The organism is Burkholderia sp. CpTa8-5, from assembly GCF_017815045.1.
Lineage (GTDB): Bacteria > Pseudomonadota > Gammaproteobacteria > Burkholderiales > Burkholderiaceae > Burkholderia > Burkholderia sola.
Window position 1 is genome coordinate 1 of the sequence record NZ_JAGIQD010000038.1, and the last position, 13,388, is coordinate 13,388.

The following is a 13,388-nucleotide window of genomic DNA, read 5'->3' on the forward strand; positions in this document are numbered from 1 at the left end:
AGTTCACCGCACGGCTCTGCTTGTTGAGCAGTCCGTTGAGCGACTTCACGCGGTAGCGGTAGACAAGGATCATGCCGATGATCCTAACCCGTGGAAGAAGCTGCCTGTCAACAGCACGCCCTTCCTTCCCACCATCAATGGCGGGGTTTCTCGGAGCAAATTCTGATGAACACGATCAACAGGACCCAGCGCATCGATATTTCCCCCGTAGCTCTTTCGAAGAAATTCTAGAGACGGGGAAAATTTCCTGCTCTGACGGTGCAGTCGTGCGGTGTACGTCTTACAACGCGGCGAGACAGCCGACCGATCCGTGCCGAAACGCCCGCGTATACGGGCTTTTCCGGCAATCTGCATGCATGCGCGGCGGGCTGCCGACGCACGCACCCGCGGCGATTATTCCGGAAACGGCAAATCAGTTTGTCCGTCTGCGCGCATACCGAACGTGTTGAGCGTCATCGCGACGAGCGCGTAATAGCCGAGCAGCGCGACGAGATTCACCACGGTCTCGTGGCCGAAGCGCGCCTGCGCACGCGCGAACGTCGCATCGCTCACGCGCTTCGTGTCGTACAGCTCGGTGGCAAACGCATGGATCAGCTCGTCGTCGTCCGATTCGAATGCGGGCGCGACGCCCAGCCGGATCGCGTCGGCCGTCGCGGCCGGCACGCCGGCCTCGAGCGCGATCGGATGATGGATGTGCCACTCGGCCTGCGAGCGCCAGCGCGCGGCCGTCACCAGAATCGCGAGCTCCGACAGCCGCAGCGGCAGCCCCGTGCGATAGCGGCAGAACGCGCCGAGCTTCTGCGCGTGCTGGGCCAGTTCGGGGCTCGCGATCCAGCCGAGGAACGGCCCGTTCAGGTTGCCGCGCGGGCCGCTGAGAATATCGGCGAGCACGGCCTTCTGTTCGTCGGTGGCCGACGCGGGATCGAAAGGAGGCAGTCTGTCTGTCATGGTGAGGAATCGGTGAGGTCGGGGTTCACGCGCCGGCCGACGCGAGCGCCGCGCCGATCGCGCCGGACAGCCGCTCGACGATCGTGTCGATCTGCTGCGCGGTACAGACGAACGGCGGCGCGATCAGGATGTGATCGCCGTGCACGCCGTCGATCGTGCCACCCATCGGATACACCATCAACCCGCGCTGCATCGCTTCGCGCTTGACCGCCGCATGCAGCTTCAGCGCGGGGTCGAACGTCGCCTTGGTGTCGCGATCGCGCACGAGTTCGACGCCGACGAACAACCCGCGGCCGCGCACGTCGCCGACATGCGGATGCGCGCCGTAGTGCTCGCGCAACGACGCACGCAACTGCTCGCCGCGCGCCTTCACGTTGTCGAGCAACTTCTCTTCCGTAATCACGCGCTGCACTTCGAGCGCGGCCGCGCAGGCGGTCGCGTGTCCGAGGTACGTGTGACCATGCTGGAAGAAGCCGGAGCCGTCGACGATCGTGCGATAGATGCGGTCGCTGACGAGCGTCGCCCCGATCGGCTGGTAGCCCGCGCCGAGCCCTTTTGCGATCGTCAGCAGATCGGGCGCGACACCGTCTTCGTCGCACGCATACAGGTAACCCGTGCGCCCCATCCCCGACATGATCTCGTCGAGGATCAGCAGCACGCCGTACTTGTCGCACACCGCGCGAATCTTCTTCAGGTACGTGCGCACCGGCGGCACCGCGCCGGCCGTCGCGCCGACCACCGTTTCCGCGACGAACGCCGCGACGTTTTCCGCGCCGAGTTCGACGATCTTCCGTTCGAGCTCGTCGGCGAGGCGCTGCGCGTACGCTTCGTCGGTTTCACCGGCCTGCTGGTCGCGGTACGCATAGCACGGGCTCACGTGGTGCGCTTCGATCAGCAGCGGCAGGAACGGCTCGCGCCGCCATGCGTTGCCGCCGATCGCGAGCGCACCGAGCGTATTGCCGTGATAGCTCTGGCGCCGGGCGATGAAATGACGGCGCTGCGGCTCGCCCTTCTCGACGAAATACTGGCGCGCGAGCTTCAGCGCGGCCTCGATCGCCTCGGAGCCGCCCGATACGAAATATACGTGGTCGAGCCCGGCCGGCGCGGCGTCGACGAGCCGGTCGGCCAGTTCCTCGGCCACTTCCGTCGTGAAGAACGACGTATGCGCGTAGGGCAATTGCTGCGCCTGCCGCTTGATCGCGTCGATCACGCGCTGGTTGCTGTGACCGAGACACGATACGGCCGCGCCGCCGCACGCGTCGATATAGCGTTTGCCGGTCGAATCGATGATCTCGATGCCGTCGCCTGCGACGGCAACGGGCAAGGTGGCGCGCGGGGCGCGATGGAAAACGGTCGTCATGCGTGGCCTCATGGATCAGGATGTGTGCGGCGCGTGCCCGGACGGCCATCCGACGCCAGCCGCGATCCCGTCCAGTTCCGCGACGAGACCGCGGTATGCGGCGAGCGCAGCCTGCCGCAGCGCATCGACGAACGGACGGCCGCGCCGGCGGCGCACGGCCTGCCATGCGTCGCTCTACTGCATGTACGCGTCGCATACCGGGCGGGCGAGCTCGCCCAGGCGCACGCGGATGTCGTGCAATAGGATCAATTCGGCCGCCATGCAGCGTGCGCCCGATTGGCCGGCCCCGTCAAACGATGTCGGGACGCACGCGGCCAGACGTTCGCAACGCACGATGACGAATTAGACAATGACGCAACATATGTTGTCAATAGCCCGCGATCGACAACACCGGATGCGGCCGGCACACCGCGCGGTCACGCCGCGACCCCGCTCGCCTGATGCGACACGAGCCGCGCATACGCGCCCTGCCGCGCCATCAGCTCCCCGTGGCGGCCGGCCTCGATCACCGCGCCCTGCTCGATCACGAGGATCAGGTCGGCATGGCGCACGGTCGACAGGCGGTGCGCGATGATGATCGACGTGCGTTGCGTCATCAGGTCCTCCAGCGCCGCGCGGATCTGCTGTTCGCTGATCGTGTCGAGGTGCGACGTCGCCTCGTCGAGGATCAGCACCGGCGCATCCTTCAGGAACGCGCGCGCGATCGCCACGCGCTGACGCTGGCCGCCCGACAACTGCACGCCGCGCTCGCCGACGCGCGTCGCGAGCCCGTCCGGCAGCCGCGCGACGAAGTCGCCGAGCGCCGCGTGGTCGATCGCGCGCCGCACGTCCGCGTCGGACGCGTCGCTCGCCGCGAGCCGGATGTTCGCTTCGAGCGTGTCGTTGAACAGGTAGGTATCCTGCGCAACGAGCGCGATGTGCTGCCGCAGATCGTCGAGCCGCAGGTCGCGCAGGTCGACGCCGCCGAGCGTCACGCGGCCCTGCTGCGGATCCCAGAAGCGCAGCAGCAGACTCGCGATCGTCGACTTGCCGGCGCCCGATGCGCCGACCAGCGCGACCGTGCTGCCGGCCGGCACCTCGAAGCTCACGCGGTCGATCGCGGGCACGCTGCGCCCCGGATACGTGAACGACGCCGCGTCGAACCGCACCGCCGAATTGCCCGGCATCGCGTGCGTGCCGTCCGTCACCGTCACGGGCTCCTTCTCCAGCGCGCGCAAGCGGCGCGTCGACGCGATCGTGTCGGCAAGCTGGCGCGCGACCTGGCCGATCTCGGCCACCGGCATGAACGCGGCCCCCGCGACCAGCACCAGCAGCGGCAACGACTCGCGCGGAAACCCGCCGCGAGCGCACCACCACGCACCGAGCGCCGCGACGGCCAGTCCGCCGAGCCCGCTCGCAACTTCCAGCGTGGCGCTTTGCATCGACAGATCGTCGAGCAGCTTCGCGCGCTGCCGGCGGTACGCATCGACTTCGGCGACGAACGCCGCGCGCCGGCGCGCAATCGCCTGGAACGCGGTGAGTTCCGCGAGCCCCTGGATCGTTTCGGTCAGATGCGCGCCAAGCTGGCCGAGCGCGTCGCGCGCGCCGGTGCCGAGCCGGTCGACGTCGCGCCGGGCCAGCACGGGCGCGAGCCCGGCCCACAGCAGGAACGGCAGCAGCACCAGCGCGAGCGGCCACGCGACCGACGCGAGCAACACCAGCACCCCGGCCGGCACGAGCACCGCGACGAACGCGGGTGCGAGCGTATGCGCGTAGAAATACTCGACGGTCTCGACGTCCTGCGTCGCGAGCGCCACGAGATCGCCGGAGCGGCGGCGCAGCAGCCCGGCCGGCGCGAGCCGTTCGAGCGTCGCGAACAGCGCGATGCGCATTTCCGCGAGCAGCCGGTACGCCATGTCGTGTGCGAGCCACGATTCGAGCCAGTGCAGCACGGCCGCGACCGGCGCGATCACGAGCAGCGCGGCCACCAGCCCGGTGCCGACATGGCCGGTCGGCACCGCGCCGACCACCCATGCGCCGATCACACCCACACCGATGAACGCGAGCACGCGGCCGATCCCGAACAGCACGGTGAGCACGACCTTGCCCTTCCACGGACGCACGAAGCGCAGCAGCGTCTGCAACGTCTCCGGCCAGCCGATCGTCGCCGCGTCGTCGTTCAGCGGCCGCACTTGCGGGGCCGACGACGCGCGCGCGGTCGCGCCGGCCACCGCCGCCGCGCCGACGGTTTCGGCGACCGCTTCCAGCTGCGGCCCCATCAGCCGTCGATACGGGCCGTCGCGCGCGATCAGCGCCGCATGCGTCCCTTCGTCGACGACCTGCCCCTGGTCGAGCACCAGGATGCGATCGGCGCCGATCACGCTGGACAGCCGGTGCGCGAGCACGAGCGTCGTCCGCCCGCGCGTGAGCCGGTCGAGCGCCTGCTGGATCAGTGCTTCGTTCTCCGCATCGACCGACGACAGCGCCTCGTCGAGCAACAGGATCGGCGCGTCGCGCAGCAGCGCGCGGGCAATCGCGATCCGCTGGCGCTGGCCGCCCGACAGCATCAGCCCGCGTTCGCCGATGCGCGTCGCATAGCCGTCGGGCAGCGACGAGATGAAATCGTGCGCGTTGGCCGCGCGCGCGGCGGCGATCATGTCCGCGTCGCTCGCGTCCGGGCGGCCGAGCCGCAGGTTGTCGGCGACGCTGCCGTCGAACAGCGTCGCATCCTGCGCGACGACCGCGATCATCTCGCGCACCTGGTCGGCATCGAGCGTGCGCACGTCGTGGCCGCCGATCCGGACCGCACCGCCCTGCGCGTCGTGCTGGCGCAGCAGCAGCCGCACGATGGTCGACTTGCCGGCCCCGCTCGGCCCGACGATCGCGACCGTCTCGCCCTCGCGCACCGTGAAGCTCAACGCCGCATGCGCGTCCGCGCGGCGCCCCGGATACGCGAAGCTGACGTCGTCGAACACGATCTCCGGCCGCAGGCCCGCTACGCGCGGCGCGTCGACGGAACGCGCATGACCGCCCGCGTCGAGCAGCGCATGGACCGCATTCGCCGCCGACTGGCCGATCATCCCCTGATGCAGCACCGCGCGCAGGTCGCGCAGCGGCCGGAAGATCTCGCTGCCGGCCATCAGCACGATCAGCAGCGCTTCGAGGCTCATGTCGCCGTGCTGCACGCGCCACGCGCCCACCGCGATCGCCGCGGCCGCGCCGAGGCCGGTGCCGAGATCCGTGAAGAGCCGCGTCAGCAGCCCGAGCGCGAGCACCCAGAACGTGCTGTCCGACAGCGCGCGCGCCTTCGCGGCCAGCTTCGCGCCGAACGCGGTGCTCTGCCCGAATGCCTTCAGCGTCGGCAGGCCCTGCACCGCGTCGAGAAACTCCTCGCCGAACGCCTTGAACGCGGTCGAACGCGCGAGCGCCGCGCGCTTGTCGGCGCGATGCACGAGTTGCGGCAGCGCGAGCGTGACGAGCGCCGCGACCAGCAGGATCGCGGCCGTCGGCACATCCCACCACGCGAGCACCGCGAAGATCATGACCGGCGCGCACGCGGCGATCGCGAGCTGCGGCAGGTAGACGCCGAAGAAGGTCTGCAACTGCTCGACGCCGTCGACGACGGCCAGCATCACGCCGCCCGTGCGTTCGCCGCTGAACCACGCGGGGCCGAGCGCGGCGATCCGGTCGAACAGCCGCGCGCGCAGCGTCGCCTGCACGCGGCCCGCCGTCTGCTGCGCGAGCACCGTGCGGCGATGGTCGAGCCATGCGCGCAGCAGCACGCAAGCCGCCGTTGCGGCGACGGCCTCGCCGATGCCGCGCGCCGGCGCGCCGGAAAACACCAGCGCCAGCACGCGGCCGAGAAACACGAAGCGCAGGATGCCGACACCCATCGCGAGCAGCCCGAGCGCGACGGCAGCCGCCACGCGCCAGCGCAGTCCCGCCATCATTGCCCATAGTCGTCGGTCGAAATACATGCAGCCCTCCGGTCGGTGTTTCGTTGCGTTTTTATGGACCGGATCGAGGCTACCCGCGCCGCCCGCGCGCGGCAAAAGATGATTTTTCAACGGGTGTTGAGTCAACTACAATACCCCGCATGTCGCACCTTCCTCCCCTCAGCGCGCTGCGTGCTTTCGAGGCGGCCGTCCGCCTCGGCGGGTTCGCGCGCGCGGCGGCCGAGCTGAACGTGTCGACCAGCGCGGTCAGCCACCAGATCCGTTCGCTGGAGGAATCGCTCGGCGCGCGACTGCTCGAACGCAGCACGGGGCTCGGCGGCATCAGCCTCACGCCGGCCGGTGCGCGGCTGCTGCCGGCGGTCGGCGATGCGCTGTCGCGTCTGACCGACGCGTGCGCCGAGATTCGCGGCACCGCGCAACGGCTCACCGTGTCCGCCAACGCGCCGTTTTCGTCGATGTGGCTCGCGCGCCGTCTCGCGGAATTCTCGTCGCTGCATCCCGACACCCCGCTGCATGCGGTCGTGCTCGACGACGAGCCGGATTTCGCGCGCAGCAGCGTCGATCTGGCGATCGTGCACGTGCCCGCGCATCGGCTGCGCGCAGACGACGACGTGCTGATCCGGGAAACCGTGTTTCCGGTCTGCAGCCCCGAACTGTTTCCGTACGCATCGGAGCACGTCTGCCGCTCGCGGCTGCTGCAGGAGATGCACGAGGACAGCCCCGAGATCGACTGGCGCAACTGGGCCGTGCACTTCGGCTTGCCGGACGACTTCGACACGAAGATCGTCCGCTACAGCAGCTTCAGCCAGGTGATCGGCGCGGCCGTCGGCGGCGCGGGCATCGCGCTCGGCCGCGTGCCGCTGATCGAGCCCGAACTGCGCAGCGGGCGCCTGGTGCCGCTGGTGCCGCGTCTCGCACGCGATGCGTCATGGCGCTTCGTGCTGCGCCGCCATCCGTCGACGCGGCACCGGCTGCTCGATCCGTTGATCGCGTTCCTGCGCAGCGAAGCGGACGCGCCGCCGTTCGTGTCGAAGATCGTTGCGCCCGCATCCAATGACAGTCACGCACGAGGCGCGGGCGGCGCCTGACGAGCGCCCGCACGCAATGCCGGCGGCGCGTTGCCCGTGGGCGGCCGCTTACGGCGTCGCGAAGAACAGCCCGACGACGCACGCCATGCCGCCGAACCATACGAGCGAACGCAGCGACGCCCAGTTCAGCAGGTACATCAGCGCATAGACGACGCGGATCGCGACGAACGCGATCGCGAGCTGGTCGACGCGATGCACGTTCGCGCCGTTGTGCCACGCCACCAGCAGCGCGACCGCGAACAGCGCGAGCGCTTCCCATGAATTCTGATGCGCGGCCTGCGCGCGGGCGCGCCAGCCTTCGAGCTTCGCCAGGTAGTCGCGCGGCGTACGGTTGTCGTAACCCTTGCGGGCCTTGGCGAGGAACGTCATCGGGAACGGCAACAGCGCCACGATGAACAGGCACAGCTGGGACGTCGTCATCAAAGTCTCCTCCGTTATGATTACATTGATCAATGACAAGATCGCCGAGAGCTTAGCATTGCGCCGTGCCGTTCGCGCACGGGTTTTCTAGACGGGAGACTCGGCCGCACACGCCGCGGATGACGGCGCCCGGCCCGCGCCGCCGCCAAAATTTCCACCAAATCGTCGATAAATACGTTAATTAAAACTGGTCGAACACCCATAACATAGCGCTCAACACTGGCTTGACGCGCCCCGCGCGCGGCCAGCCCCGGCCAGCCCCTTTTCCCCCGCGCTACCCTGCGCCGAACGACATCCGACCCGAGCCCTTGCCATGCCCCGTCCCATCGTCGCCCATATCCGCCCCGACGCCGTTCGCCACAACCTCGACTTCATCCGCCGCACCGTCGCGCCATCGCGCGTGTGGGCCGTGATCAAGGCCAACGCGTACGGCCACGGCATCGAACGGATCTACCCGGGCCTCGCGGCCGCCGACGGCATCGCGCTGCTCGATCTCGACGAAGCCGTGCGCGTGCGCGAGCTCGGCTGGGACAAGCCCGTGCTGCTGCTCGAAGGCGTCTTCGAACCGGCCGACGTCGAGCTGGCCGATCGCCACCGGCTGACGGTCGCCGTGCACTGCGACGAACAGCTCGACCTGCTGATCGCCGCGAAGCCGCGGCAGCCGCTCGACATCCAGTTGAAGATGAATTCCGGCATGAACCGGCTCGGCTACCGGCCGGCCGTGTTCCGCGCCGCGTGGGAACGCGCGGCGAGCGCGCCGTCGATCGGCAAGATCACGCTGATGATGCATTTTGCGAACGCCGACGAAGGCGAAGTCGACTGGCAGCTCGACCAGTTCGATGCGACCACGGCCGGGATTCCGGGCGAGCGCTCGGTGTCGAATTCGGCGGCCGTGCTGTGGCATCCGCGCGCGCACCGCGACTGGGTGCGGCCCGGCACGATCCTGTACGGTGCGTCGCCGACCGGCGCGGCGCGGGATATCGCGGACACGCCGCTGACGGCCGCGATGACGCTGACCAGCAAGATCATCGGCGTGCAGACGCTCGCGCCCGACGAAACGGTCGGCTACGGCCGCCGCTTCACGGCCGACCGCCCGATGCGGATCGGCGTCGTCGCGTGCGGCTACGCGGACGGCTATCCGCGCCACGCGCCGACCGGCACGCCGATCGCGGTGGACGGCGTGATGACGCGCGTCGTCGGCCGCGTGTCGATGGACATGCTGACCGTCGACCTGACGCCGTGCCCGAACGCGGGCATCGGCTCGAGCGTCGAGCTGTGGGGCGACCAGGTGAAGGTGGACGACGTCGCGGAAGCCAGCGGCACGATCGGCTACGAGCTGATGTGCGCGCTCGCGCGCCGCGTGCCGGTCGTGATCGTGCCGCCCGGCGCGTCGACCGTGCAGCCGGCGCTGCGGACGGGGAGCTACGGGCGCTGACCGGAGGCGCTGCGGCGGGGCGTCACCGTGTCGCCGCGCATGCCGTTCCACTTGCTTGCGGGCCGCGTTGGCGGCCCGTCTGCTTTGCGGCGAACCACCTCGCGCACCGGCGGCAACGCGCCACGTCGTAGCGCGTTGCACCCACCGTCGGGGAGACAACGCGGTCCCTGCCCACCTCCGTCACCGCATCACGAACGCCACGTCGGCTTGCGCTTCTCGAGGAATGCGTCGATCCCCTCGCCCGCATCCTCTTCCATCATGTTGCGCGCCATCGCGTCGCCCGCGTACGCATACGCTTCGTCGAGCGGCAACTCGCGCTGACGATAGAACATCTGCTTGCCGACCCGCACCGCGGCCGGACTCTTCGCGACGATCTCCGCGACCTTGCGCGCGACGGCCGCATCGAGCGCGTCCTCGGGCACGGCTTCGTTGACGAGCCCCCACGAGGCGGCCGTCGCCGCATCGACGAAACGGCCGGTCACCAGCATGTCGAACGCGCGCTTGGCCGCGACGTTGCGGCTCAACGCGACGGCCGGCGTCGAGCAGAACAGCCCGACATTGATGCCCGACACCGCGAAGCGCGCGGTATCGGCCGCGATCGCGAGGTCGCATGCCGCGACGAGCTGGCAGCCGGCCGCCGTCGCGATGCCATGCACGCGCGCGATCACCGGCACCGGCAATGCGCGCATCGCGAGCATCACGCGGCTGCAGTGCGCGAACAGCGTGCGGTAGTAGTCGAGTTCGGGCTTGCCGCGCATCTGCCGCAAGTCGTGGCCGGCACAGAACGCCTTGCCTTCGGCGGCCAGCACGACGCAGCGCACGTGCGGATCGGCGGCCAGCGTATCGAAGGCATCGTGCAGCGCCGAGAGCATCGCTTCGGACAACGCGTTGAACTGCTGCGGGCGATTCAGGCGCAGCGTGACGACGCCGTCGTGCGCGTCGCGCAGCAGGATCGGCTCGGCTGTCTCGTGAATGGGTTCCATGGTGTTCCGCTTGACGGGTTCGGCAGGTTTCGATGCAGCGCGACCGGACGAAACGCTTATCCGTCCGTTCGCGGCATCGTCACGAAATGGTCCTCCACATTCCGCACGGCGTCCAGCCGCGGTGCCGCACGCGCACGCGCATGCGTGGCGGTCAGCCGGCCATGCGCAACGCCCGTGCCCGTCTCGCGTCAACGGCGTCGTTGCGCGGCGTCCGCGCGGCCTGCCGTCCTCGCGGCCAGCGCGGCGATCGCATAGGCGACGCAGCCGAGCGCCGCGACCGCCCACAGCGCATCGGTCAGATCCGGCAACAGTATCGTCGCGGCGCCTGCCACGGCCACGCCGAGCAGGCTGCCGGCCTGACGTGCCGCGTTGAGGAACCCGGATGCCACGCCCGCCGCGTCGGCAGGCACCTGTTCGAGCACCGTCGCGATCATCGGCGCGACCGACAACGCGGTCCCGGTTCCGAAGGCGGCCATGGCGCTCCAGACCACCGGCCACCGCGCATGCAGCGCGAGCGCAAGCGCGATCGCCGGAATGGCCAGCGCGGCCATCGCAAGACCGTTCGCCATCAGCGTGACCGGACGAACGCGGCCATGCAGTTTTCCCGACAGCAGATTGCCGAGCGACAGACTCAGCGCGAACGGCAGCAGCGTCAGCCCGATTTGCCGCGCGCTCATGCCGAAGCGCCCGTGCAGGTACAGGCTCAACACGAACAGCAACCCGAAGTAGCCGACATAGACGAGACTGCCCATCAGGTTCATCGCGACGAACACGCGATTGCGAAACCACGCGAGCGGCACCATCGGATGGCGCGCCCGCCGCTCGACGACGACCAGTACCCCGGCGGCGAGCGCGGCGATCAGCAATGCGGCGCGGACCTCCGTGGCGCCGGCGCCGCGGGTCGGCAATTCGATCACCGCGAAACATAGCGCGCCGAGCGCCGCCGCACCGACGCACTGGCCGGCCCAGTCGAAGTGGCGCACATCCCGCGCGACCGATGCGCGAACGAGCGCCGCCGCGCCGGCAAACGCGACCGCGCCGGTCGGCACGTTGATCAGGAACGCGCTGCGCCAGCCCAAATCGTCGACGAGGATGCCGCCCAGCACCGGCCCCACCGCGACCGCGACCGACGCGATGCCGGCCCACACCGCGATTGCCCGCGCGCGCTCGGCCGGCACGTCGAACGTGCTGCGCACGATCGCGAGCGATGCGGGCAAAAAGAGCGCGGCACCCATGCCCTGCACGAAGCGCGCGGCCACGAGGATCGCCACCGACGACGCGACGCCGCACGCCGCCGATGCGCCGACGAACAGCGCCAATCCGGCAAGGTACACGCGCTTCGCGCCGAACCGGTCGGACAGCGCACCGCCCGCGAGGATCAGCGCGGCGAAGCTGAGCGTATAGTCGTCGACGATCCACGCGAGTTCCGCGACCGTCGCGCCGAGGCTCGTGCGCATCGCCGGCAGCGCGACGTTGACGATCGTCGAATCGAGCACCGCCATGAACATGCCGACCGCGACGAGCGCGAGCGTCAGGCGCTGCTCGCGCTTCGTCGCGCGGCTCGGGGCCGCCACAGCGAGGGGAACGGGGACGGAAACGGAACGGCAATCGGACATGACACCTCCATGCGGATGCCGGAAGTCTAGGACCGGGCGCGCGATGCGGAAAAGTGATAATTTCGCATTTCCCCGATGCAGATTTGCATCATCGTTTCCCGTCCGTCGCCGCCTGCCCGATGACACAATCAGTCCGTATGAACTGGGACAACGCCCGCTTCTTCCTTGCGCTGGCGCGCACCGGCACGCTGCGCGGCGCCGCGGCGCAGCTGAACGTCGACCAGGCGACGGTCGGGCGCCGGATCGCCGCGCTCGAGGACGAACTGTCGGCCCGGCTGTTTCTGCGCACGCCGTCCCTCTATGTACTGACGACCGCGGGCGAAGCGCTGCTTGAACCGGCCGAAACGATGGAGCGCGCGTCGCTCACGATCGAACGCCGGGTGATGGGGCTCGACGAGCAACTGGCCGGGTCCGTGCGGATCGCGACGACCGACACGCTCGGCAAGCGCTTCGTCGTGCCCGCGATCGCCCGCGTGCGGCGCCGGCATGCCGGCATCGACGTCGTGTGCGTGACGTCGGCGCAAATCACCAACCTCACGCGCCGCGAGGCGGATCTCGCGATCCGCACGTTGCGGCCGGAATCGCCGGACCTGATCGCCAGGCGGCTCGGGCATCTCGAAACGGGCATCTACGCATCGCGCGCCTACCTGGCCGAACGGGGCGAACCGGTCGCGGGCAGCGCGTTCGACGGGCACGATCTGGTGATGTATCAGCAGCCGGTGGTGCCGACGATGTGGGACGCGCTGTGCGGCGAGCCGACGTCGCGCGGCCGCGTGATGTTCCAGACCTCGTCGACGATGATGCTGGTGGAGGCGACGCTGGCGGGGCTCGGAATTTCGGAACTGCCGTGCTTCCGCGCCGACACCGAGCCGGAACTCGTGCGACTCATGCCGCAGCGGTGCAATCATTTCGACGTGTGGCTCGTCGCCCATGCCGATCTCTACAAGACCGCGCGCGTGCAGGCGGTGATCGAAGCCGTCGTCGAGGAGTTCGCGACGGCGGCGGCGAGCCGATAGCCAGCCTCCACGCTTCAGGGCGTCAGCGCGCGGTCGCGTTCCGCCCGCTGCGCCATGCACGCACACCCGACCACAACTGACCGACGCCGACGGCGAAAAACACCGCCCCCATCGCGCCGATCGCCAGCACGCCGCCCCAGATCGCGCCGAACGTATTCATCCGCGCGGTCATCTTCGGCGCGTCCGGCGCATAGCGCACTTCGACCGTCGCGCCGTCCTGCACGCTGACGTCGCCGCCCTGCGCATATTCGACCCGCTCGCCCGTGAGCGTCGTAAACGCGATCTCCGGATGATGCGTGCCCGCGTTCAGCTTGACGACACGCCCCGGCACGACGACCGACGTTCGCAGGAATTCGCGCGTCGACTGCGCGTACAGCGCGACGCCGATCAGGATGCACGTGCCCACGATGGTAAAAACGACGCCCTTCGCGATCTGCATTCCCGTGCGCCGCGCAGCGGGTCGCCCGTATTCGGATGCCATCGGTTTCGTTCCGTTCCTGATGTTCGTCAATGCCGGGCGTGCGGCGCACGATGCGCCGCCACGCCGCCCTCGGCATCCGGCAGGATACGGACATCCCGGCGCGCTG

General features: G+C 69.5%; 10 protein-coding genes and 1 pseudogene. 3 read left to right on the forward strand and 8 right to left on the reverse strand.

The genetic code is table 11. The annotated features are described in order from the left end of the window. Window positions 1-393: 393 nt before the first annotated feature. From J8I35_RS31680 to J8I35_RS31690, 4 genes and pseudogenes are all read right to left on the reverse strand, one after another. Window positions 394-948: a carboxymuconolactone decarboxylase family protein gene (locus J8I35_RS31680; protein WP_209928917.1), complete on the reverse strand. Its 555-nt coding sequence runs from the start codon at window positions 946-948 to the stop codon at window positions 394-396. Between the two features lie 25 nt (window positions 949-973). After that, a complete protein-coding gene (locus J8I35_RS31685) occupies window positions 974-2,308 on the reverse strand; it encodes an aspartate aminotransferase family protein (protein ID WP_209928919.1) in 1,335 nt (444 codons plus the stop codon). 45 nt (window positions 2,309-2,353) lie between these two features. After that, window positions 2,354-2,569, reverse strand: a pseudogene (locus J8I35_RS34750) (hypothetical protein); the annotation flags it as partial. Window positions 2,570-2,724: 155 nt separating this feature from the next. Continuing rightward, complete coding sequence (locus J8I35_RS31690) at window positions 2,725-6,264, reverse strand: ABC transporter ATP-binding protein (RefSeq protein ID WP_209928921.1); 3,540 nt, start codon at window positions 6,262-6,264, stop codon at window positions 2,725-2,727. Between the two features lie 119 nt (window positions 6,265-6,383). Between J8I35_RS31690 and J8I35_RS31695 the strand changes: the two genes are divergently transcribed. Beyond that, the gene (locus J8I35_RS31695) at window positions 6,384-7,331 is read left to right on the forward strand and encodes a LysR family transcriptional regulator (protein ID WP_209928927.1); all 948 of its coding nucleotides are present in this window, start codon (window positions 6,384-6,386) and stop codon (window positions 7,329-7,331) included. Between the two features lie 48 nt (window positions 7,332-7,379). On the opposite strand, the gene J8I35_RS31700 is transcribed toward J8I35_RS31695, so the two are convergent. Next, the gene (locus J8I35_RS31700) at window positions 7,380-7,751 is read right to left on the reverse strand and encodes an MAPEG family protein (protein ID WP_050013776.1); all 372 of its coding nucleotides are present in this window, start codon (window positions 7,749-7,751) and stop codon (window positions 7,380-7,382) included. A 313-nt stretch (window positions 7,752-8,064) separates the two neighbouring features. Between J8I35_RS31700 and alr the strand changes: the two genes are divergently transcribed. Then, on the forward strand, window positions 8,065-9,186 hold the full coding sequence (alr, locus tag J8I35_RS31705; RefSeq protein ID WP_209928929.1) for an alanine racemase: 1,122 nt from the start codon (window positions 8,065-8,067) through the stop codon (window positions 9,184-9,186). 188 nt (window positions 9,187-9,374) lie between these two features. On the opposite strand, the gene J8I35_RS31710 is transcribed toward alr, so the two are convergent. Continuing rightward, window positions 9,375-10,169, reverse strand: coding sequence for an enoyl-CoA hydratase (locus J8I35_RS31710; RefSeq protein ID WP_209928931.1), 795 nt, complete (start codon window positions 10,167-10,169; stop codon window positions 9,375-9,377). Between the two features lie 188 nt (window positions 10,170-10,357). Next, window positions 10,358-11,785: an MFS transporter gene (locus J8I35_RS31715; RefSeq protein WP_209928933.1), complete on the reverse strand. Its 1,428-nt coding sequence runs from the start codon at window positions 11,783-11,785 to the stop codon at window positions 10,358-10,360. Window positions 11,786-11,922: 137 nt separating this feature from the next. On the opposite strand from J8I35_RS31715, the gene J8I35_RS31720 reads away from it, so the two are divergent. Further along, window positions 11,923-12,801 carry a LysR family transcriptional regulator gene (locus tag J8I35_RS31720; RefSeq protein WP_175974997.1) on the forward strand — a complete coding sequence of 293 codons (879 nt, stop codon included), beginning with the start codon at window positions 11,923-11,925 and terminating at the stop codon, window positions 12,799-12,801. Between the two features lie 22 nt (window positions 12,802-12,823). Here the strand turns inward: J8I35_RS31720 and J8I35_RS31725 are convergent, their stop codons facing one another. After that, window positions 12,824-13,282: a DUF3592 domain-containing protein gene (locus tag J8I35_RS31725; protein WP_209928935.1), complete on the reverse strand. Its 459-nt coding sequence runs from the start codon at window positions 13,280-13,282 to the stop codon at window positions 12,824-12,826. Window positions 13,283-13,388 lie beyond the last annotated feature (106 nt).